Genomic DNA, 20,483 nt, shown 5'->3' with positions numbered 1-20,483 from the left:
ACTAGCATTGACGCCATCATAACACGCAGAACATAACCACTGGGTGGGTCAGTTCTCGGTGACAATGCCGGGTCAAATCTCAGTGGCAATCAACAGCCCCATGCTCTTCATCAGCCTTGCAACCGTGCAACGGACGATGTCGAAACCCTCTTGGCCAAGCTGCCGCCAGACCTTGCACATGCCGTAGACGCGCCGATTCTCCTCAAACAAGCGCAGGATCTCTGGCCGCAAAGCCTCGTCCCGGCGCACCCGGTCGGACTACCGCGCAGGATCGGCCCACTTCGCCAGATGACTGTAATACGTGGAAGGGGCGATCGGCAGCACGCACAGATCGGCGCGACCCCATGTAATCCCCGATGCGCATCGATGAACGACACCATCACTTCGACCGGCGGTCGAGCATCTCAGGCAACGCTCGAAGCAGTGCCGCTTTCCCTTCGATCATCGCAAAATACGCGCTCGCCTTACGAAGAAACTCATTCGTCTGACGCAACTCGCGGTTCTCCCGCTCCAGTGCCTTCAGCCTCTCGGCCATATCGGTCGGGATGCCCGCGCGCTTGCCGCTGTCGACCTCGGCCTTCTTGACCCACTCGCTCAGGGTCTAGGGCGCTCATCCAGCAAGTCATCGCGGAAATGGGCCTCCTCCAGCGGGGGCAGACGATCGGCCGGGGCGAACTCGATTGCGTCAGCTTGGTAGAGGCGCTGCGCGCGGGCCGAGCCCTTGAAACTGGCACGAAGACCGTGGCCGGTCATCCCAGGGTCGAAACGCTTAACAAGGTTCAGCGCCGCGCTTTCCGAGATGACACCGCTCTTGGTGCGCTTTCCATAGGTGAATTCGGGTTGCAATGACAGCAAACGAGCGTTTCCCAACACCACATCGCCCTGAGCACTCAGCGGCACACGGTGTATCGCGGCCCATTTTCATCAGCGCAGCCGGGGTCGTCCAGACCCCATGGTTGAGATGATCTGGCCGCGCCCCCCAAATCACGGTTGCCGGTATTCTCCGGCGAGTTCCTTTCACCTGCAAAGGAGAATGATCCGGTGCCGGTGGCACCTGGCGATGAGGATTTGGCCGGAACGGCTGCGTTTGCGAAGGCGGCCTTGATGCGGGGCAGGCCCGTTGGCCGGATCGCTTGAATGATGCGTCATCGCCTCGTTCCTGCCGCCTCTGAGAATGCTTCCAAACTTGCCGGCGCAGGGCAGGCAGCAGCTGCCTCGCGCATGGCAATCCGGCACCATTCACGTCAATCATTGCGGGAAACCGGCGTGCCCCCTGTCCGATTCGAACGGACGACCTACCGCTTACAAGGCGGTTGCTCTGGCCAGCTGAGCTAAGAGGGCGACGCCCCCTTCATTTAACCGACAAGCACGCTTCGGGCAAGGCGATACACCCTGATTTCCGCCCGTCGATCATCCGTCGGACCGGCACCGAAACGACAATACGCGAATCTGCCGGCACCGTGCCGGAGATCGCCCGCGCCGGATATCGGCACCGGATCTGACGGAGGCTGCCCGAACCTGCACGACAGGAATTGCGGCCTCGTTCGGGGACCGGCCTCGGACATCCGGAAACCCGGGTGCCAAAGGCGATACGGACAGCCATTCCATTGCTGGTCGCAGATCGGGGCCCGACCGCCATTCGCCCTTGCGCGCGGGACCCTAACCGGGGCCGAGCGAAGGGTCGCGCCTTTGCCCACCCGTCCCGATCATCGCGGCGCAAACGCGCCCCCGGAAGGCGGGCATATGCGCCTATGCAACACCGCTAACGCACCGCCACCGTCATCACCGTCTCGATCAATTGTTGCGAATCAATCGGATAGGGCAACCACCCGGAGGCACCGATATTGCGCGCGCGCGTCTTCAGCTCGCCGCTTTTGCTTGCGGACATGACGAGAATCGGCACCGCGCGCAGATAGTCCAGCCGCCGCACAGCCTCGATGAAGCCGAAACCGTCAAGCTGCGGCATGCTGATGCCGGTGATGATGACGTCGGGCCGCAGCATGATGAGCCGGCTCAGCCCCTCGACGCCGTCACTGCTCAGATGCACCTCGAAACCCGCAGCGGCAAGCGCCGCCTCGGCGGGGTCGGTCATCCGGGGCAGACGGTGCTGCAACAAGACCGTCAGCGGCACTGCCGCCACCCGCCATTCCAGCGCCACACGCGCTTCTGGCCATGAAACTGCCCAGCCATCACTCTTTCCCTCAACAAGCCTTCAAGGCAACATGGCACAAGGATGTTAATCATCGGTTGACGCCAGCCGCTTCGGGACGGCAGACAAACCTGTCGCGGGGGCTTGCATTTCGGACGGGAACGGACTATCTGGCGCGCACTTCACAGGTGGGGTCGGGCCCCGGAGGGAGACATCCTTCGACGGTCCACCGGTTGGGGCATTGCCCTGAAAACCCCGCCAAGGCGCAAACCGGAAAGGACATGGACATGGCGCTTCCCGAATTCTCCATGCGTCAGCTCTTGGAAGCTGGCGTTCACTACGGTCACCAGACGCAGCGCTGGAACCCCCGTATGGCCGAGTTCATCTATGGTGAACGCAACGGCATTCACATCTTCGACCTGACCCAGACCGTCCCGATGCTGGACGCAGCTCTGCAAGTCGTGCGCGACACCGTCGCCAAAGGCGGCCGCGTGCTGTTCGTCGGCACCAAGCGTCAGGCGCAAAAGGCCATCTCCGAGGCCGCCGAGAAATCGGCCCAGTATTACATGAACCACCGCTGGCTGGGCGGCACGCTGACCAACTGGAAAACCGTGTCGCAGTCGATCCAGCGCCTGAAGGCGCTTGACGAGACGCTGACCTCGGGCGCCGAGGGCCTGACCAAGAAAGAGCGTCTGCAGATGGACCGCGAACAGGCCAAACTGCAGGCCTCGCTGGGCGGGATCCGCGAAATGGGCGGTCTGCCGGACCTGCTGTTCGTGATCGACGTCAACAAGGAAGACCTGGCCATCGCCGAGGCGAACAAGCTGGGCATCCCGGTCGTCGCCGTGGTCGATACCAACTGCTCGCCCAAGGGCGTTGACTACATCATCCCGGGCAATGACGACGCCGCCCGCGCCATCGCGCTGTATTGCGACCTGATGAGCCGCGCCGCGCTGGACGGCATGACCGCACAGATGGGCGCCGCCGGCGTCGACCTGGGCGCTCTGGAAGCCACCCCGGCCGAGGATCTGGCCGAAGAAGCCACCGAGGAAGCCGACGCCTGATCGGCTGCCTGACTGGCTTTACGGGACACATTCATCAGGCGGGGATCAGCCCCGCCTGACGCATTGAAAGCAAGGAGACATCCGATGGCTATCACCGCTGCGATGGTGAAAGAGCTGCGCGAAACGACCGGCGCAGGCATGATGGACGCCAAGAAGGCGCTGACCGAAACCGATGGCGACATGGACGCCGCCGTTGACTGGCTGCGCACCAAGGGCCTGGCGAAAGCCGCCAAAAAGGCCGACCGCGTTGCGGCCGAGGGCCTTGTCGGCGTGCAGGTGACGACCGGCCGTGGCGTCGCCATCGAAATCAACTCGGAAACCGACTTCGTCGCCAAGAACGCCGATTTCCAGCAGCTGGTGCGCGAAATCAGCGCAGTGGCGCTGGAAGCCGCGACCGATGTCGAGGTGCTGCGCGCCACGCATCTGAACGGCAAGCCGGTCTCGGAAGTGCTGACCGACGCCATCGCCCGCATCGGCGAGAACATGACCCTGCGCCGGATGCACGTTCTGGAAGGCGACACCGTTGTGTCCTATGTCCACAACGCCGCGGCCGATGGCCTGGGCAAGATCGGCGTGCTGGTCGCGCTGAACGGCCCGGCCGAAAAGGCGCAGGCGATCGGCAAGCAATTCGCGATGCATATCGCCGCGACCAACCCGGTTTCGCTGTCGGAAGCGACGTTGGACCCGGTCGTGCTTGAGCGCGAGTTGCAGGTGCAGACCGCCAAGGCGCTGGAAGAGAACGCCTCGTCGGACAAGCCCAAGCCCGAGGCCGTGATCCAGAACAACATCATCCCGGGCCGGATGAAGAAATTCGTCGCCGAGAACACGCTGCTGGGCCAGCCCTTCGTGATCAATCCCGACCTGACCGTCGAGCAGGCCGCGAAAGAGGCCGGCGTCGAGATCACCGGCTATGCCCGCGTGATGGTTGGCGAAGGCATCGAGAAGAAGGAAGAGGACTTCGCCGCCGAGGTCGCCAAGACCCTCAAGGGCGCCTGATCGCGCACGGACCCGCCAGCCGGGTCCGGCATCAGACGACAAGGCCCGCCGGTCCAGGACCGGCGGGCTTTTCCATGCCGGATTGCGCCGCGCTGCCCGATCCGCGCCGCGGCTCAGGTCTCGGGAATATGCTCGCGCATGTAGTCGCTGGTCTCAACGATACTGGCAAAGCCCCAGGGCTGCTGGGGTGCGGTGGCGGGGGATCCGGTCGCCGCCTGATTGCTGGCCACCGTGCAGGCCTCACCCGGATCGACGAACATCTGCCTGCGGCTCGCCGCCAGAAGCACGGCCTGCGCCGTGGTCCGCGCCCCCAGCGCCTTGCGCGCAAGACGCAGGTGCTTTTCGACCGTCGAGGGCGTCACGTCCAGGACCTCGGCGATCTCCTGCGTGGTATGGCCGATCGAGATGCATTCCAGCACCTCGCGCTGACGGGCAGTCAGGACCTCATCGGGGGGCGTATAGGGCAGGCTGGCAAGACGCAGATGCACCAGCCCGGTCAGCGCCTCGATCTGCGGCTGGTACAGGTGCCAGTATTCGTCAAGCTTGTCCTGACGCTGCCCGACCGCGCCGCTCATGATCACGCCGGCCCGGACCCGGTGCACGCTGTCGGCCAGGCTGACCGCATAGCCGGACACATGCCCGTAGCGCGTGAACAGATCGATCGCCCGCAATTCGCTGGCAGTCAGGCGGCCCGCCAGGCGCCGGGCCTGCAGCCAGCCCCAGCTTTCGCTGCCCTTGTGCTGGGTGATCCAGCGATACATCGGCACGCTGCTGAACAGGTTCTGCGACACCAGATCATGCAGCAGCCGCGGCGAATAGCTGGACAGGAAGATGCTGTCATCGGCGACCTGTTCATTGGCCGCGCTCAGCAGGCGCACGCCATGATATGCGGCATGCGGAAAGCCCCATTCAGCCATCTGCGAGACATAGAACTGCCAAACGCCCTCGACCGTACGAGTCGCCAGAATCGTCGCTATTGCGTGTAGCATGTCCATGCGTCCTGCCGTGTCGCGCGATGGGTATTGATAAAGTTACGATAGCTCGACAACAATTGAAATATTCTTACTTCGTTTTTCGGACCGTTCAACATTGCCCTAACGGCAACTCTGCCGGGATGATGTTTTTAATATTAATATTAGTTAATAAACAATATCTTAAAGAAACTTGCCTGCACGGATTCCGCACCGTTGCATTCCCGGAACTGCCGCCGGATCGCCTTAAAACCGCTGCAACCAGGAGGTTTTCCTGGCCCCGATTGATCGATACTGTACGCCGCGAACCAGCCAGGAGTTGTTGCTGATGCAGATCGTCTTTCATTGCGGTGTCCACGGCACAGACCTTTACCGCATGGTCAAGACCCTGCTGCACAATCGCGACTGGCTCTTGCGCAACGGGATCGAGCCGGTGACCCCGAACCGTCACCGCGAGATATTCAACCAGGCGCTGGCTTCGCTGCGCGGCAGCCCGGCCACCCCCGAGATGGAACAGGTCATGCTGGATGCGGTGCTGGATTCCGACAATCCGCGCCGGGTCATCTGCAGCACACCGACATTCCTGGGGCGGGCCCGGCGCGCCATTTCGCATGACGGGCTATATGCCAGCGCCGGCGCCAAGATGGCGTCGGTGGCCAACCTGTTCCCCAGCGCCGAGATCGAGTTTTTCCTGGCGATGAAGAACCCGGCGACGCTGATCCCCTTCGTCCTGTCGCAGGAAGGCAGCGGCAGCTATGACGAGCTGATGAGCGGGATCGACCCGGCAAGCCTTCGCTGGGCACCGATGATCCGGCGCGTCCTTGCGGCCGTTCCCGGGCGCCGCATCGTCGTGTGGTGCCACGAGGATACCTCGCTGATCTGGCCCGAGGTCGTGCGCCGCATCGCCACCATGCCCAATGACGTGCCGCTGAAGGCCGGATTGCAGATCCTTGGCGATATCCTGCACCCGGACGGCATCCAGATGATCCGCGACGCCATGGCACAGGAACAGCGCCTGACCATCGAAAGCCGCCGCAGGATCTTTGCCGCCGCCTTGCAGAAATACGCGCTGCCCGAGCAGATCGAGACGGTGGTGGACATGCCCGGCTGGAATCAGGCGCTGGTCGATCGCATCACCGCCCAATATGACGCGGACATCGCCGAGATCGCCGCCCTTCCCGGCGTCGAGTTCATCACGCCTTAGCGCATCCGCGCCCCCTGCCCGCGCGCCCCGCGCGGCATCCTGACGGGCGCGACCGGTGATTGACGCAAATATCGGTGGAATGACAGGATCGAAAGTCGGGCCTAGTCCCGTTCCCGACCCGTCCACCATCTTGCCCAGGAGGCTGTCATGACCAGTGAACCGATCCGCGATCCGATTTCCGACGACCTGCTGACGCCGCAAAACGCGGCCTTCGTCATCATCGACTACCAGCCCGTTCAGGTGAACTCGATCGCCTCGATGGACCGGCAGTTGCTGATCAACCATATCGTGGGCTGTTCGCGGGCCGCGGTCGAATATGGGCTGCCGATCATCCATTCGACCGTGAACGTCAAGACCGGGCTGAACAAACCGCCGATCCCGCAGGTGCGCAAGGCGCTGCAAGGCTATCCGACCTATGACCGCACCACGATCAATTCCTGGGAGGATGTCGAATTCCGGCAGGCGATCAAGGATGCGGGCCGCAAGAAGCTGATCATGACCGCGCTCTGGACCGAAGCCTGCCTGACCTTCCCGGCGCTGGACGCGCTGCGCGAGGGCTATGAGGTCTATGTTCCCGTCGATGCCGTCGGCGGCACCTCGCTCGCCGCGCATGAGGCCGCGCTGCGCCGGATCGAGCAGGCGGGCGGCAGGATGATCAGCGTGCCCCAGCTGTTCTGCGAATTGCAGCGCGACTGGAAGCGCGCCGACACCGTGCCGGCCTTCATGGACCTGTTCATCAAGACCGGCGGCACGGCGGGGATCCAGTTCTCATACGACCGCAACGAATAGGATCGGGCGGGCCCGCGACCGGATCGGACGCGGGCCCGGCACCTAAAGGAGTTTTCCCGGCAGTTTCGGGCGATACATGAACAATGTCGCCAGCGCCGCCAGCGCCAGCATCACCCCCAGAACCAGGAACATGTCGGCATAGGCCAGCACGAATGCCTCGCGCTGGACGGTGCCGGCCAGCATGGCAGTGGCCTGCTCGGCGGCGCGGACCGGATCGGTTGTCTGCGCCTCCAGCCCGGCGGCGGTGGCCTCGATCCGCGCCTGCACCGCGGCCGAGCCGCTTTCGACATGCAGCCCCAGCAGCGCGGAATGCAGCTGCTCCTGCTTGCGGGTCAGGGTGGCGACCAGCGCCAGCCCGACCGCCGAGGCGACCGTGCGAGTGATATGCACCAGCGAGGCGATCCAGGGGATTTCGCGCAGGGTGATTTCCTCGGTGATCAGCACCATCAGCGGCACAGCAATGAAGGGCGCGGCAACCGATTGCACCAGCAGCGCCGGCAGAAGCTGCTGGCCGGTCCACAGATGCGTCAGATCGGTCAGCATCAGCGTGCCGGCGGCGAACAGCAGCAGGCCGAAGGCCACCAGATTACGCGGGTCAAGCCGATAGACCAGCCATGCCACCATCGGCGTCAGCACCAGTTGCGGCAGCGCCGCCACCCAGAACACGGTGCCGCTTTCCAGCGCCCGAAACCCCTGGATGCGGATCAGGTATTGCGGGATCAGCCAGGCCGAGCTCATCAATCCGATGCGCGTCACGAACATCAGCAGCAGGCTCAGCCCGATATTGTCGCGCATGAGCAGGCGCGGACTGACCACCGGATCGGGATGGCGCAGCGCATGGACCAGATAGATCCCCAGCAGGAACCCCGCCGAGGCAAGCAGCCCCAGGATCAGCCCCGAACCCAGCCAGTCCAGCCGGTTGCCCTGATCCAGCGCGGTGACCAGCGCCGCGAGGCCCAGCGACAGCGCCAGCAGTCCAAAGCCGTCATGGCGGCGAAAACGCAGGAACCGGATCGGATCATTGGCCAGGCCATAAGCACCGGCCAGCAGGGTCAGGCTGCCCGGGATGACGTTGATCCAGAACAGGTATTCCCATGACAGGTGGAACATCACCCAGCCCTCGATGCTGGCCGCGACCGCCGGGGTCAACGACGAGACCAGCGCATAAAAGGACAGCGCATAAAGCCGCAGCGGCTGCGGCATGTGGCGCATGACCACCGCATAGGCCATCGGCATCAGGATCCCGGCGCTGAGACCGCGCACCGCCTGAAAGGCGATCAGCACCTGCAGGTTCGGACTGAAGGGTGCCAGAAACGAGGCGACGGTAAAGATCAGCGCCCCGATCAGCACACCGCGCGCCGGCGACAGGATCGAGCGCAGCCAGACCGCCGAGGGGATTGCCGCGACCTCGGCCACGACATAGGCTGTGGTCAGCCAGCTGGCCTCGTCCATACCGACGCCAAGCGCGCCGCGAATATCGGCCAGCCCGATATCGGTCAGCCGCGAATTGAGCAACGAGGTCAGCGTGCCCAGAAGCACCGCGCCGACCCCGATCAGGGCGCGCAGATCGGGCAGCATGACCCGAGGGGCCGCCGGGGTCGCGGCGGCAGCGCTTGTCATGGACATGGGATATGCTCCTTTCCGGCGTCGCCTGCCTCGCGGACAGGTGGCGGTTTCGGGTTATCTGACCGCCGCCAGCCTGCCGGCACCGGCCGCCTCGCGATCGGTATGCACGGTGGCCTCGACCGACATGCCGGGACGCAGCAGCCCCGCAAGCGCGGTCTGATCGTCCAGTGCGATGCGGACGCTGATGCGCTGCGCGATCTTGGTGAAATTGCCGGTGGCATTGTCGGCCGGCAGCAGGCTGAAGACCGATCCGGTCGCGGGCGAAAGCCGCTCGACATGGCCGGTCAGCACTTCGCCGGGAAAGGTGTCGATGCGCAGGCTGACGGCCTGACCGGGCCGAACCTTCGCCAGCTGCGTCTCCTTGAAGTTCGCGGTCACGTATAGCTGCGTCATCGGCACGACGGAAACCAGCTGCGCGCCGGCGCGGACATATTGCCCCTCGCGCACGCCGCTGGTTCCGACGACGCCATCAATGGGCGCGGTGATGCGGGTGCGGTCCAGATCGATCCGCGCCAGCGTCAGCGCCGCCTCGCGGCTGTTCAGCTCGGCCCCGGCCTGTTCGGACTGGGTGGCCAGCACGTTCAGCTGTTCGCGCCGGGCGGCGATTTCGGCCTGCTGCTCGATGATGGTGGCCTCGATCCGCTTCATGTCGGCAACCGCCGCCTCAAGCTTCTGGCCGCTGGCCCAGCCGCCCTGCTTCAGCGTCGTCTGGCGCTGGTTCTCGCTTTCGATGCGCTCGCGGTCGGCCTGCAGCGCGGCCAGACCGGCCTCGGCCTGCTCGATCACCCGATGCTGCAGCGCGATCTGGCTTTCGATATTGTGGATCGCGGCACCGGCGGCGGCCACACCGGCACGGGCCTGATCGACACGCGCCTGATATTCGGTCGGGTCGATCTGCATCAGCAGATCTCCGGCCCGGACCTCTTGATAATCGGCGACCAGCAGCCGCGTGACGCGGCCCGCAACCTCGGCGCTGACCGGGGTGGTATCGGCGCGCAGCGTGGCATTGTCGGTGGTCTGGTTGGTCAGCCCGGCGACCCAGCTGCCCCAGCCCAGCGGCACCACCACCGCAAGCCCGATCCCGGCCACGATCACCGAAGCCCGGGCAAGGGTCAGAAGGGTACGCCGGCGCGGCTTTTTGCCGGGCATCTGCGGCGCGACGGTCTCGGCCTTGGGTTTGAACTGGACAACCGGCTTGCTCATTGGATCGGCTCCTTGAAACGGCGGTGAAGGGGCGGCGCGGGGGCCGCTGTTGGCCCCGATATAGGCCGGCGCTTCACATGATTGAAATGAATTGGTATCATTTGAAACATGAACAACATTCATGGCATCGATCTGAACCTGATCCGCGTCTTCGACGCCCTTCTGGAGGAACGCAGCGTGACCCGGGCCGGCGACCGGCTGGGGCTGAGCCAGTCGGCGGTCAGCCATGCGCTGGCCAAGCTTCGGCTGCTGCTCGCGGACGAGCTGTTCGTGCGCGGCCCCCAAGGCATGCATCCGACGCCCCGCGCGATGGAGCTGGCGCGTCCGCTGCGCGCGGCGCTGGTCGAGATCGCGACCGCGCTGTCGGCGCCGCGTTTCGATCCGTCGACCAGCGAAATGACCTTCGTCGTGGCGACCTCGGATTTCTATATCGGCGGGCTGTTTCCGCGCGTCATGGCCCGCATCCGGCAGGAGGCGCCCCAGATCCGGCTGTGGCTGCGCATGTTCAACGACCTCAACCTGGTCGAGGAACTGGACCGGGGCACATTGCATCTGGTCGTCGGGGCTTTTGGCCGCATCCCCGCCCGGTACCGGCGCGAACCGCTGATCGGGGTCGAAATGGTCTGGATCATGCGCCGGGGGCATCCGGCGGCCTCGTCGCCGCTGACCCTCGACACGCTGGGGCGCTATCCGCATGTCGACATCCTGCTGTCGGGCCGGGCCATGCCCGACGCGGCGGCCATGCAGGATCAGGAAGGGCTGGAGCGCGCCTTCGTGACCAGCGATCCGACGCATCTTGAGGGGCTCTTGCGGGAGGCGGGGCTAAGCCGGCAGGTCGGCGCCACGGTGCCGCTGATCCTGGCCGCGCCGCCGCTGGTGGCGGCGACCGACATGGTCGCGCTGGTGCCGCGCAGCGTCGCGCAGACCTACCGCGATACCTATGACCTTGCGCTTTTTGACAGCCCTTATCCCCGACCGCCGACGCAGATCGACATGCTGTCGCACAACACCTATGGCGCCCATCCTTCCGTCGCCTGGCTGCGGGCGCTGCTGCTGGACCAGCTGGCCGCGCAATAGCTGGCGCGGCGGCGTTTCAGTCGGCGGCCCGGCTTTCGCAGCTTTCGTAATGCTCCAGTATCTGACGGCCGGTGGCGATCCAGACATCGCCGCGCGCCGCGATCTCGGCCAGGAAATCGCGCAGGATGGCCCAACGCATCGGCCGGCCCGAGACCTGCGGATGCAGCACCAGCGTCGTGACCCCGCCCCAGTCATGGGTCATGGCGAATTCCTCGCGCCACAGCGGCAGGATCGCGTCGCGACCAAAGATCGGGCGGGAATCAAGACGGCTGGTCATGCCGAAATTCCAGTCGTCAAAGGCATAGTTCACCGGGATCTCGACCGGGCCGGGACGGCCATCCGCAAGCAGGTGGCGATAGGGCCGGATATCATCGCGAAACGAGCTGGAATAGCGCAATCCGCGATCGGCCAGATGCGCCAGAAGCTCGGGGAAGTTCTCACCCGAAGGGGCGCGATAGCCGACCGGGCGCACCCCCAGCCGGGCCTTGAGCGCGGCTAGGCCACGGTCGATTTCCTCGCGCGCCTCATCCAGCCTGTTGCGGTCGGGGCATTTGTGCAGATAGCCGTGATGGGCGATCTCGTGCCCCGCGGCCGCGATGGGCTCGCAGGCGGCGGTATGGGCCTCGGCGGTCCAGCCGGGAATGAAGAACGTGGCCTTCAAACCAAGATCGTCCAGCAGTTCCAATATCTTGGCGATGCCGACGCGGGCGTCGTAGCCGCCATGCGAGGTGGTCACCATGCGGTCGACATTCTCGGGCCGGTTGCCGATCCAGGCGGTTTCGGCATCGACGTCAAAGCCGATGAAAAGCGCGCTGCGCTTGCCCTCGGGCCAGGGAAAGCGTGGCGCGGGCGGCGCGGGGTTCAGCGGGCGGGGCGACAGATCATGCGTCATCGCGCGTCCTCAGCCAAAGAGCGGCGCTTCGGGCGCGGTCGAGACCAGCAGCCCCGGCAGGTCGCGGCAATCGCCCTGCCCCTCCAGCGCCAGCACGAAATCGGCCAGACGGGCCGTCTGCGGCGCGGGCAAGGCCATGCCGGCAAGGCTGTCGAACTTGGCGCGGATCGCCGCTTCGCTCATCGGGCGCTCGGACGAGCCGGTGGCGCGCGGGACCATCCCGGTCTCGCACCCGCCATCGGAAAAGGTGATGGTCACTACCGGCTCGCCCATCTGCTCCATGGCCGGATCGGGGTGAAAGCGGATCTGCGCGAGACAGGCGGTGACGCGCGGATCATTGCGCGCGGCCAGGGCATATTGCGCCAGATCGACCCGGCCAAAGACGCGCTGCACGGCCAGCGCATAGCCAAGGCTCATCTGCGCGCCGGCCAGCGTCTCAAGCCTCGCGGCGCCGCACATGTCCATCAGGAATGGCGGCAGCCGCAGGTCGATGGCCGCGATCTGCGCGGCGTCGCGCCCGGTCGCCGCCAGCATGTCCTGCACCGCGTCGATGGCCGAATGCGCGCCCCGGCAGGCGGCATAGGGCTTGAGCGAGGCGCGCTCGATCATCCAGTCCGCGCCCAGATCGCGCGACAAGGCGACGGGCGCCGCGGTGCCGGTATAGGTCTTCAGAAAGCCGCCCCAGACCTCGTCGAAAACCCGTGACGGGCCGGAAATTCCCGCAAGCACCAGATCGGCGGCCAGAAGCCCGCCCTCTGCGGCGCGCCCGGCATGGATCTTCTTGGCCTGGCTGCCATCATGGATAAAGGCCCACAGACCCGAGGAAAAGCTGGTCGCCAGCGTCACCGCCTGCCGGGTCATCGCCGCGTCATAGCCGCGCAGCCGCGCCACCGCCGCCGCCGCCGCCAGCGCCCCGCAGGTGCCTGTCGAGTGCCAGCCCGCGCCATTATGCGCGCCATAGCCGCCCGAGGCATCCAGCACCCGCCGCCCGACCTCATAGCCCGCAAGCCATGCCGACAGGAAATCGCCGCCCGAGACCGGCGTTTCGATCCCGGCCAGCGCGGCCAGAAGCGCCGGCAGGACCACCGCGCCGCTATGGTCGCAGCCGCCGGAATCGTCCAGCTCGAACACATGCGCGGCGACACCGTTGATCAGCGCCGCGTCGCGCGCGCCGGTCCGCTGCCCCGTGGCCAGCAGCCGTGCCGCCCCCCCGGACGCGGCAAGGGCGCGCACGGCGCGGAACTCGGCCGAGCAGGTCCCGGCCAGCGCCGCCCCCAGCGTATCCAGCAGATGCAGCTTGCCGCGCCGGCGCACGCGCTCGGGCGGGGCATGGGGCGAAAGATCTGCGCAAAACGCCGCCAGCGCCTCGACATGCGGCAGGCCGGCCGAACCGGGAATATTCGGGGGGGACATGATGTCATCCTGTAGATGGATCGCGACCCCGGACACTGCCGGGGCCGCGCGGGTTCATTTCACGGCTTCGCCGTTGATCATCACCGTGTCGAGCATCGCACCCGTCAGGCCGTATTTCTCGAAGATCGTCTTGTATTCGCCCGAGTCCATCAGCGCCTTGAGCGCGGCGGCAAAGGCGTCGCGCAGTTCCGGCGCGTCCTTGCCGAAGCCGATCCCCTGATAGACCGAGGTGAAGGGCGTGCCGACGATGGCATAGGTGTCGGGCTCGAGCTGCAGCAGATAGGGCAGCGTTTCCGAGCCCTGCACCGCACCGTCCAGACGCCCCTGCTTGAGCTGGGTGCGCGCATCGGCCGAGCCTTCGGTGCCGACCACGACCAGCGCCGGCTTGCCCTTGGCCTCGCAGTTCTCGGCGCTCCATTTCGCGGCCTCGTCGGGGAACGAGGTGCGGCGGCTCATGCCGACGGTCTTGCCACAGAAATCGGTCAGTTCCTTGAACTCACCGGCGCGCTTGGCCGAGACATAAAACTGCGCACCCGAGGTCATGTAATCGACGAAATCCATGGTCTCGCGGCGGGCCGGCAGATCGCTCATGCCGCTGAGCACCAGATCGATGCGGCCGGTATTCAGCGAGGGGACCATCTGCTCAAAGCCGATCTCGGACCATTCGATCTGCGTTCCCAGATGCTTGGCCAGCGCATTGCCCAGATCGATGTCCAGCCCCATCAGCTCATTCGTGGCCGGGTCGCGATATTCCATCGGCGGATAGTTCGGGGTGTTGGCAGCCACCACCTTGCCCTTTTCGGCGTATTCCGCCGGCAGGTCCTGCGCCTGCGCGCCCAATGCGATAATGCAGGCCGAAGCCGCCAGAAGTGCTTTCATCATGGTTTTAACCTTCCTGTTGGTTTGGATTATCGTTGCACGGCGCGAAGGAAATCGGCCGTCCGGGGGTTGTCGGGCCGGGTCAGCACCCGCTCCGACGGGCCGTATTCGATCAGCTTGCCGCCATCCATGAAGGCGACATTGTTGCTGACATTGCGGGCAAAACCCATTTCATGCGTGACCACGATCATGGTCATGCCCGAGCCGGCCAGATCGTTCATCACCTCGAGCACCTCGGCGACCAGTTCCGGGTCCAGCGCCGAGGTCGGCTCGTCGAACAGGATCAGCGACGGCCGCATCCCCAGCGCGCGGGCGATGGCCACCCGCTGCTGCTGGCCGCCCGACAGTTCCGCCGGATAATTGCCGCATTTGTCGGCCAGCCCGACGCGGGCCAGCAGTTCCAGCGCATGTTCCCGCGCCGCCTTTGGGTTTTCGCGCAGCACCTGCACCGGCCCCTCGATGACGTTTTCCAGCGCCGTCTTGTGCGGAAACAGGTTGAAGCGCTGGAACACCATGCCGATCCCGCGCCGCTGGCGGGCGATCTCGGCATCCGACATCTCGTGCAGGCGGTCGCCTTCGCGGCGATAGCCGATCAACTCGCCATTGGCCCAGATCGCGCCGGAATCGATGCGCTCCAGCAGGTTGATGCAGCGCAGGAAGGTGCTTTTGCCCGAACCCGAGGGGCCGATGATGCAGCAGACCTCGCCCTTCCTGACTTCCAGGCTGACATTGTCCAGCGCCTTGAAACCGCCGAAGCTCTTGCAGACATCAACGGCCTTGACCAGAATTTCCCCTGACATCGCGCCCCCTTACAGCGTGGTCCGGCCGCGGGTGCCGCGGGCGTAATAGCGTTCGATCCGGGCCTGGATCAGCGACAGCACGGTCACGATGACCAGGTACCAGAAGCTGGCCACCATCAGCAGTTCCAGAACGCGGGTATTGGCGTAGTAGATCACCTGCGCATTGTGCAGGATCTCGGAATACTGGATGACCGAGGCCAGCGAGGTCAGCTTGACCATGCTGATGACCTCGTTGCCGACCGGGGGGACCATGACCCGCATCGCCTGCGGCAGCACGACCCGGCGCAGGGTCTGCATGCTGGTCATGCCGATGGTCTGCGCGGCCTCGTATTGCCCGGAATCGACCGAAAGCAGGCCGCTGCGCACCACCTCGGACGTATAGGCGCCCTGCTGGATGCCAAGGCCCAGCATGGCCGCGACAAAGGGGGTCATGATGTCGACGGTATCGACCTGAAACAGGCCCGGAATGCCCATGGTCGGAAAGATCAGCGCCAGGTTGAACCACAGCAAAAGCTGCAGCAGCGCCGGCGCGCCGCGGAAGATCCAGATATAGACCAGCGCGATCTTTTCCAGCACCGGATTGCCGGAAATGCGCATGATGGCGATGACCACGCCCAGAAATATGCCCAGCGACATGGCGCAGACGGTCATCAGCAGGGTGTTCCAGATCCCCTTCAGGATCACCGGGGCGAACAGGAACTGCCCGACGACGCCCCATTCGATCTCGCCGATGACAAAGGCGCGGATCAGCAGCGCCACCAGCAAAAGCACGATCGCGGCCGAGATCTTGCGGCCCAGATGCCGGCGGGGCACCAGTTGCAGATGGGCAATGTCATGGGCATCGCGGTCGGATTTTGGCAGGATGATGGTATCGCTCATGCCGCCCCCCCTGACCGCGCCGAAGGGCGGGCCCCGAGGGCATGCGCGCCGCCCAGTCGCGCTGCGCCGCGCAGGTGCGGGCGAATTCCGCCAGCTGCTCGCGCACGCGGTCCGGCGCGGTACTGCCGACACCCCGGCGCGCGGCAAGGGCGCGGGCGGGATCGATGGTCTCAAGCACCGCAGGCGTCAGCGCGGGGTCGATCGCCGGCAGGTCGGCCTCGGTCAGCGCGTCCAGTTCCATGCCGCGCGCCTCGCAGTAACGAACCGTCGCGCCCGAAATGTCATGCGCCTGCGCAAAAGGGAATGCCCTGCCGGACCAGCCAGTCCGCCACCTCGGTCGCCAGCGTGAAGCCGCGCGGCGCGTCGGCGGCCATGCGATCGGTGTCGAATTTCAGCGTCGCGACCATGCCGGCAAAGGCGGGCAGGATCAGCTCGAGCAGGTCGATGGTCTCGAAGAGGTTGCGCTTGTCCTCGGCCAGATCGCGGTTATAGGCCAAGGGCATCGCCTTCAGCGTCGCCAGCATCCCCGCCAGATTGCCGATCATCGTGCCCGACATGCCGCGGGTCAGTTCGGCGATATCAGGGTTCTTCTTTTGCGGCATGATCGACGAGCCGGTCGAATAGCCATCGTCCAGCTTGGCCCAGCCGAACTGGCGCGAGGCCCAGATGCAGATTTCCTCGGAGAGGCGCGACAGGTTCACGCCCAGCATGGCGGCGGCGAACAGGAACTCGGCCACCACGTCGCGGCTGGCCACGGCGTCGATCGAGTTTTCGCAAGGCGCCGCAAAGCCCAGATCGGCGGCCGAGGCGGCGCTGTCACAGGCGAATGCCGAGCCGGCCAGCGCCGCCGCGCCCAAGGGCGCGCGGTCAAAGCGGCGATCCCAGTCGATGAAGCGGGCGATGTCGCGGCTGAAGGATTGCGCATGCGCCATCAGGTGATGACCCAGCGAAATCGGCTGGGCGGGTTGCAGATGGGTAAAGCCCGGCATCAGCGTATCGACATGGCGCGCGGCCTGCGCCGCCAGCGCGTCCTGCACCGCCAGCACCATGGCCGACAATTCGCGCGCCTTGCGCCGCAGATAAAGCCGGGTGTTGTTCGCGGTCTGGTCATTGCGCGACCGCCCGGCCCGCAGCTTGCCGCCAAGCGCGCCCAGACGTTCGACCAGCAGGCGTTCGTGGAAAGTATGGACATCCTCGTCGGCATCAATGGGGCGCGCGCGCCGGGCGGCCACATCGCCGTCGATCGCATCCAGCGCCGCCAGCATCTGCCCCAGCTCGTCCCCGGTCAGGACACCGGCGCGGGCCAGTTCCCGGGCATGGGCGCGCGAGCCGGAAAGGTCTTCGGGCGACAGGCGGAAATAGCTGGGATGGCTGCGCGACAGCGCCGCAAGTTCGGGCGACGGGCCACTGGAAAACCGCCCCCCCCAAAGGAGTTTCGACTGATCTGTCAATGCTTTCTCCATGTCGGTGGATGTGCCGTGCTCCAATCCTTCGCATCCGGAAAGCGGCTTGCGCAAACGCAAAGAATCGCTAACCCTATGACGAAACCGACTAGCCCACATCGAGGACATGCCGTTGCGTCAACCCACAGCGCCAATGCCTTCGATGACAGCGCTGCGGGTCATCCGGGCGATTGCCGAACGCGGCTCGACCACCGCGGCGGCCGAAAGCATGCATATGTCGCAAAGTGCGGTCAGCAAGCAGTTGCTGACGGTCGAGGCGCTGCTGGGGGTGCAGATCTTCCTGCGGCGGCCAACCGGCATGGTCCCCACCCAGATCGGCGAGATCTACATCGAACAGGCTCTGGTGGCGATCAAGGCGATGGAGGACGCCGCCTTCCGGGTCGCGCGGCTACAAAGCGATCCGCATATGCTGCGGCTCAAGGTGCTGCCGATCTTCGGCGACCGCTGGCTTTTGCCCCGCTTCGAGGATTTCAGCCGCCAGCATCCCGAGATCGAGGTGCAATACACCACCTTCGCCGCCGACAGCCCGGCCGAGCAGCCCGACGGCGTCTTCCGCTTCGGGCGCGGCCCGTTTCCGAACGAGGACATGCTGTATCTCTTTGGCCGGGATGTCCGGCTTGTCTGCACCCCCGACTATCTGGCCGGGCTGGGTGCCTGCCAGACGCTGGACGATCTGGCGCAGGGCACGGTGTTCGAGCATCCGGGCACGCCGCTGCATTGGGCCGATCTGATCGCGGCGCATGGCCGGCAGGATCTGCCGGCACGAAAGATCGTCCAGTTCGACTATTACACGCTGGTGCTGCGGGCGGCGATTTCGGGTCAGGGTCTGGCGCTGGTGCCGTTCCAGCTGATCGAGACCGAGCTTGGCGCCGGCCAGTTGGTCAATCCCGGCGCCATCAGCTATGCCTCCGATATCGGCTACTGGTTCACGATCCCCGCCGATCGCAAGCCCTCGGCGGCGCTCAGGGTGTTTCGCGACTGGCTCGGCGGGCAGATCTAGGGCCGGCCAGCCTGCGGACCGGGCGCGAATTCAAGGCGGTTTCGGGCAAGGTATCGCCGAGGCCGGCACCGCAGCCGACATTATTCCCGGACCGGCGGAACTGCCGCCGCACCGACGCCGTTCCTTGGATGCTTTACGTCAAACCGCACCCTTTCGCCGCGCGTGCTTCTCGCCGGGCAAGGCTGCATTTCAGCTTGTCGTACAGGGTGCTCCGTCAAATTCAGTTGGGTCGTCTCGACCGGATGGAGGCTGCCATGAAGAAGTCGGTAAGTGATGTCATCGTGGACACGCTGGCAAAGGCCGGGGTGCGCAGATGCTATGGTATCGTGGGTGATACGATCAATCATCTGACGGATTCGATCCGCAGGTCCGATCTGCGCTGGATCCATGTCCGCCATGAAGAGGTCGCCGGATTTGCCGCCGGTGCCGAAGCTTTCATGACCGGAGAGCTGACGGCCTGCGCGGGCACCTGCGGGCCGGGCTCGCTGCATTTCGTGAACGGCATCGCCGAAAGCCATCGCAATGGCGCGCCGGTGCTGCTGATCGCCTCGGATGTGGCGCGGTCCGAACTTGGCGTGGATTTTCCCCAGCATGTCGACCAGCGCAAGGTTTACGAGCAGTTCTCGGTCTATTGCGAACAGATCATGGATCCCGGCAGCGCGCGCCGGATCGTCGTGATGGCGGCACAGGCGGCGCTGAACCGCAGGGGCGTCGCGGTGGTCATCGTCAATGGCGACATGCTGACGCAAAAGACCAACGACGCGCTGGCCTGGTCGGTGCATCGCCCGCAGCCGGTGATCCGGCCCTCGGATGCCGAACTGGATGCTCTGGCGGCGATGATCGACACGGCCGAAACGGTGGCCATCTATGCCGGGATCGGCGCGCGCGGCGCCCAGGCGCAGGTCGTGCGGCTTGGCCAGCACCTGAACGCGCCCATCGCCCATACCAGCCGCGCCAAGGAATTCATCGAGCCGGACAATCCCAACAATGTCGGCATGACCGGGATCCTGGGCAACCATGCCGGGATGGAAACCGTTCTGGGTGCCGATCTGCTGCTGTGCCTGGGGACGAATTTCGCCTGGACGCAATTCTATCCCGAAAAGCAGAAGATCGTGCAGATCGACATTGCCGCCGACCATGTTGGCCGGCGGGTCCCGGTGAATCTGGGGCTGGTCGGCGATGTCGGCGACACCATCGAGGCGCTGCTGCCACGGCTGGCCGCGCGCGAGGATCGCGGCTTTCTCGACCGGATGCTGGCGCTTTATGACAGCGATCTCAAGGCCTATGCCAAATCCGAACGCGAACCCGATCCGCGCCTGATCCATCCGCAATATCTGACGCGGATGGTGGACCGGCTGGCCGATGAGGACGCGATCTTCACCTCGGATGGCGGTGGCCCGATGGCCTGGCTGCTGCGCCACCTGACCGCGAATGGCAAGCGGCGCTTCCTGACCTCGCTGATGCACGGGACGATGGCCAATGCCTATCCGCAGGCGCTGGGGATCAAGGCCGCCTATCCCGACCGGCAGGTGATCGCGCTGTGCGGCGATGGCGGCATGAGCATGCTGATGGGCGACCTGCTGACCCTCAAGCAGGAAAAGCTTCCGGTCAAGCTGGCCATCTTCAACAATGGCAGCCTTGGCTTTGTCGAGATGGAGCAGCGCGTCGAGGGATTGCTGGATGCCTATACCGATCTCGAGAACCCGGATTTTTCGGCGCTGGCCAAGGTGTGCGGGCTGGGCGGCTATCGGGTCGAGACGGCGGACGAACTGGAAACGCAGATGCGCCACTGGCTCAGCGATCCGGGCCCGGCGATCCTTGACGTCAAGACCAGCCGGATGGAACTGGTCATGCCGCCGAAGATCGAGATGAGCTATGTCACCTCGACCGCGCTTTTCGGCGTCAAGGGCGTGCTGGACGGGCGGCTCTCCGAGGTGACCGCGCTGCTGCGCGACAACTTCCTGCGCTGAAAGCGCCCTGCCCCGCCCGGGCGGTCCGGTTGCCGGCCGCAGGACCGGCGGCCTGATGAATTTTACCGTTTGATAAAAAATAAACTCGTGCCATCCTGATCCCAGCCA

The 20,483-nt window shown here is 65.3% G+C and carries 19 protein-coding genes, 1 tRNA gene, 1 pseudogene and 1 other annotated feature; of the genes and pseudogenes, 7 read left to right on the top strand and 14 right to left on the bottom strand.

Translation table 11 applies throughout. From position 1 onward, the window contains the following. Positions 1 to 93: 93 nt before the first annotated feature. From DFP89_RS20890 to DFP89_RS17230, 4 genes and pseudogenes are all read right to left on the bottom strand, one after another. Positions 94 to 598: pseudogene (locus DFP89_RS20890) on the bottom strand (IS3 family transposase); the annotation flags it as partial. Further along, positions 307 to 458, bottom strand: a sequence feature (AL1L pseudoknot). It overlaps the preceding pseudogene by 152 nt. After that, positions 595 to 873 (bottom strand): hypothetical protein, encoded by a 279-nt coding sequence (locus tag DFP89_RS17240; protein ID WP_147273342.1) that lies wholly within the window; start codon positions 871 to 873, stop codon positions 595 to 597. The gene DFP89_RS17240 and the pseudogene DFP89_RS20890, both read right to left, overlap by 4 nt. A gap of 394 nt (positions 874 to 1,267) precedes the next feature. Continuing rightward, a tRNA-Thr gene (locus tag DFP89_RS17235) sits at positions 1,268 to 1,341 on the bottom strand. A gap of 421 nt (positions 1,342 to 1,762) precedes the next feature. Further along, positions 1,763 to 2,158: a response regulator gene (locus DFP89_RS17230; protein ID WP_245948845.1), complete on the bottom strand. Its 396-nt coding sequence runs from the start codon at positions 2,156 to 2,158 to the stop codon at positions 1,763 to 1,765. A 272-nt stretch (positions 2,159 to 2,430) separates the two neighbouring features. Here DFP89_RS17230 and rpsB point away from each other — a divergent pair, with 272 nt between their 5' ends. After that, positions 2,431 to 3,213, top strand: a complete 783-nt coding sequence (gene rpsB, locus DFP89_RS17225) for a 30S ribosomal protein S2 (protein WP_114350613.1) — start codon at positions 2,431 to 2,433, stop codon at positions 3,211 to 3,213. 84 nt (positions 3,214 to 3,297) lie between these two features. Continuing rightward, positions 3,298 to 4,209, top strand: coding sequence for a translation elongation factor Ts (gene tsf, locus DFP89_RS17220; protein ID WP_114350612.1), 912 nt, complete (start codon positions 3,298 to 3,300; stop codon positions 4,207 to 4,209). 113 nt (positions 4,210 to 4,322) lie between these two features. Here the strand turns inward: tsf and DFP89_RS17215 are convergent, their stop codons facing one another. Continuing rightward, positions 4,323 to 5,198 carry a helix-turn-helix transcriptional regulator gene (locus DFP89_RS17215; RefSeq protein WP_181870378.1) on the bottom strand — a complete coding sequence of 292 codons (876 nt, stop codon included), beginning with the start codon at positions 5,196 to 5,198 and terminating at the stop codon, positions 4,323 to 4,325. Positions 5,199 to 5,508: 310 nt separating this feature from the next. Here DFP89_RS17215 and DFP89_RS17210 point away from each other — a divergent pair, with 310 nt between their 5' ends. Then, entirely contained in the window at positions 5,509 to 6,384 is an 876-nt protein-coding gene (locus tag DFP89_RS17210) for a hypothetical protein (protein WP_114350610.1), read from the top strand. Between the two features lie 147 nt (positions 6,385 to 6,531). Continuing rightward, on the top strand, positions 6,532 to 7,173 hold the full coding sequence (locus DFP89_RS17205) for a hydrolase (protein ID WP_114350609.1): 642 nt from the start codon (positions 6,532 to 6,534) through the stop codon (positions 7,171 to 7,173). Between the two features lie 42 nt (positions 7,174 to 7,215). Here the strand turns inward: DFP89_RS17205 and DFP89_RS17200 are convergent, their stop codons facing one another. Further along, complete coding sequence (locus tag DFP89_RS17200; protein WP_114350608.1) at positions 7,216 to 8,799, bottom strand: DHA2 family efflux MFS transporter permease subunit; 1,584 nt, start codon at positions 8,797 to 8,799, stop codon at positions 7,216 to 7,218. 54 nt (positions 8,800 to 8,853) lie between these two features. Next, positions 8,854 to 10,002 carry an HlyD family secretion protein gene (locus DFP89_RS17195; protein WP_181870377.1) on the bottom strand — a complete coding sequence of 383 codons (1,149 nt, stop codon included), beginning with the start codon at positions 10,000 to 10,002 and terminating at the stop codon, positions 8,854 to 8,856. 108 nt (positions 10,003 to 10,110) lie between these two features. Here DFP89_RS17195 and DFP89_RS17190 point away from each other — a divergent pair, with 108 nt between their 5' ends. Further along, on the top strand, positions 10,111 to 11,079 hold the full coding sequence (locus DFP89_RS17190) for a LysR family transcriptional regulator (protein WP_114350607.1): 969 nt from the start codon (positions 10,111 to 10,113) through the stop codon (positions 11,077 to 11,079). A 16-nt stretch (positions 11,080 to 11,095) separates the two neighbouring features. Here DFP89_RS17190 and DFP89_RS17185 read toward each other — a convergent pair whose 3' ends face one another. From DFP89_RS17185 to argH, 7 genes are read right to left on the bottom strand one after another with little or no spacing between them, the layout of a single operon-like run. Beyond that, on the bottom strand, positions 11,096 to 11,971 hold the full coding sequence (locus DFP89_RS17185; RefSeq protein ID WP_114350606.1) for a polysaccharide deacetylase family protein: 876 nt from the start codon (positions 11,969 to 11,971) through the stop codon (positions 11,096 to 11,098). A gap of 9 nt (positions 11,972 to 11,980) precedes the next feature. Beyond that, positions 11,981 to 13,384, bottom strand: a complete 1,404-nt coding sequence (locus DFP89_RS17180) for an MmgE/PrpD family protein (protein ID WP_114350620.1) — start codon at positions 13,382 to 13,384, stop codon at positions 11,981 to 11,983. Between the two features lie 54 nt (positions 13,385 to 13,438). Further along, positions 13,439 to 14,266, bottom strand: a complete 828-nt coding sequence (locus DFP89_RS17175; RefSeq protein WP_114350605.1) for an ABC transporter substrate-binding protein — start codon at positions 14,264 to 14,266, stop codon at positions 13,439 to 13,441. 26 nt (positions 14,267 to 14,292) lie between these two features. Further along, a complete protein-coding gene (locus DFP89_RS17170) occupies positions 14,293 to 15,063 on the bottom strand; it encodes an amino acid ABC transporter ATP-binding protein (RefSeq protein ID WP_114350604.1) in 771 nt (256 codons plus the stop codon). Between the two features lie 9 nt (positions 15,064 to 15,072). Then, entirely contained in the window at positions 15,073 to 15,942 is an 870-nt protein-coding gene (locus tag DFP89_RS17165; RefSeq protein WP_114350603.1) for an amino acid ABC transporter permease, read from the bottom strand. Beyond that, positions 15,896 to 16,222 carry a hypothetical protein gene (locus DFP89_RS20585; protein ID WP_245948846.1) on the bottom strand — a complete coding sequence of 109 codons (327 nt, stop codon included), beginning with the start codon at positions 16,220 to 16,222 and terminating at the stop codon, positions 15,896 to 15,898. Before DFP89_RS20585 ends, DFP89_RS17165 begins: the two co-directional genes overlap by 47 nt. Position 16,223: 1 nt before the next feature. After that, positions 16,224 to 17,393, bottom strand: coding sequence for an argininosuccinate lyase (gene argH, locus DFP89_RS17160; protein ID WP_220269868.1), 1,170 nt, complete (start codon positions 17,391 to 17,393; stop codon positions 16,224 to 16,226). Positions 17,394 to 17,547: 154 nt separating this feature from the next. On the opposite strand from argH, the gene DFP89_RS17155 reads away from it, so the two are divergent. Together DFP89_RS17155 and DFP89_RS17150 are read left to right on the top strand one after the other, a co-directional pair. After that, a complete protein-coding gene (locus DFP89_RS17155) occupies positions 17,548 to 18,405 on the top strand; it encodes a LysR substrate-binding domain-containing protein (protein WP_220269867.1) in 858 nt (285 codons plus the stop codon). Between the two features lie 254 nt (positions 18,406 to 18,659). Beyond that, positions 18,660 to 20,375 (top strand): thiamine pyrophosphate-dependent enzyme, encoded by a 1,716-nt coding sequence (locus DFP89_RS17150; protein ID WP_114350619.1) that lies wholly within the window; start codon positions 18,660 to 18,662, stop codon positions 20,373 to 20,375. Positions 20,376 to 20,483 lie beyond the last annotated feature (108 nt).

This window comes from Paracoccus lutimaris (assembly GCF_003337565.1).
GTDB classification, from domain to species: Bacteria; Pseudomonadota; Alphaproteobacteria; order Rhodobacterales; family Rhodobacteraceae; genus Paracoccus; species Paracoccus lutimaris.
This window is presented reverse-complemented; position numbering and strand designations above follow the sequence as displayed.

Bases quoted from the DNA above. Each gene is read 5' to 3' on its own strand.
- rpsB (WP_114350613.1), top strand. From the start codon at position 2,431: ATGGACATGGCGCTTCCCGAATTCTCCATGCGTCAGCTCTTGGAAGCT.
- tsf (WP_114350612.1), top strand. From the start codon at position 3,298: ATGGCTATCACCGCTGCGATGGTGAAAGAGCTGCGCGAAACGACCGGC.
- DFP89_RS17215 (WP_181870378.1), bottom strand. From the start codon at position 5,198: ATGCTACACGCAATAGCGACGATTCTGGCGACTCGTACGGTCGAGGGC.
- DFP89_RS17210 (WP_114350610.1), top strand. From the start codon at position 5,509: ATGCAGATCGTCTTTCATTGCGGTGTCCACGGCACAGACCTTTACCGC.
- DFP89_RS17205 (WP_114350609.1), top strand. From the start codon at position 6,532: ATGACCAGTGAACCGATCCGCGATCCGATTTCCGACGACCTGCTGACG.
- DFP89_RS17200 (WP_114350608.1), bottom strand. From the start codon at position 8,799: ATGTCCATGACAAGCGCTGCCGCCGCGACCCCGGCGGCCCCTCGGGTC.
- DFP89_RS17195 (WP_181870377.1), bottom strand. From the start codon at position 10,002: ATGAGCAAGCCGGTTGTCCAGTTCAAACCCAAGGCCGAGACCGTCGCG.
- DFP89_RS17190 (WP_114350607.1), top strand. From the start codon at position 10,111: ATGAACAACATTCATGGCATCGATCTGAACCTGATCCGCGTCTTCGAC.
- DFP89_RS17185 (WP_114350606.1), bottom strand. From the start codon at position 11,971: ATGACGCATGATCTGTCGCCCCGCCCGCTGAACCCCGCGCCGCCCGCG.
- DFP89_RS17180 (WP_114350620.1), bottom strand. From the start codon at position 13,384: ATGTCCCCCCCGAATATTCCCGGTTCGGCCGGCCTGCCGCATGTCGAG.
- DFP89_RS17175 (WP_114350605.1), bottom strand. From the start codon at position 14,266: ATGATGAAAGCACTTCTGGCGGCTTCGGCCTGCATTATCGCATTGGGC.
- DFP89_RS17170 (WP_114350604.1), bottom strand. From the start codon at position 15,063: ATGTCAGGGGAAATTCTGGTCAAGGCCGTTGATGTCTGCAAGAGCTTC.
- DFP89_RS17165 (WP_114350603.1), bottom strand. From the start codon at position 15,942: ATGAGCGATACCATCATCCTGCCAAAATCCGACCGCGATGCCCATGAC.
- DFP89_RS17155 (WP_220269867.1), top strand. From the start codon at position 17,548: ATGACAGCGCTGCGGGTCATCCGGGCGATTGCCGAACGCGGCTCGACC.
- DFP89_RS17150 (WP_114350619.1), top strand. From the start codon at position 18,660: ATGAAGAAGTCGGTAAGTGATGTCATCGTGGACACGCTGGCAAAGGCC.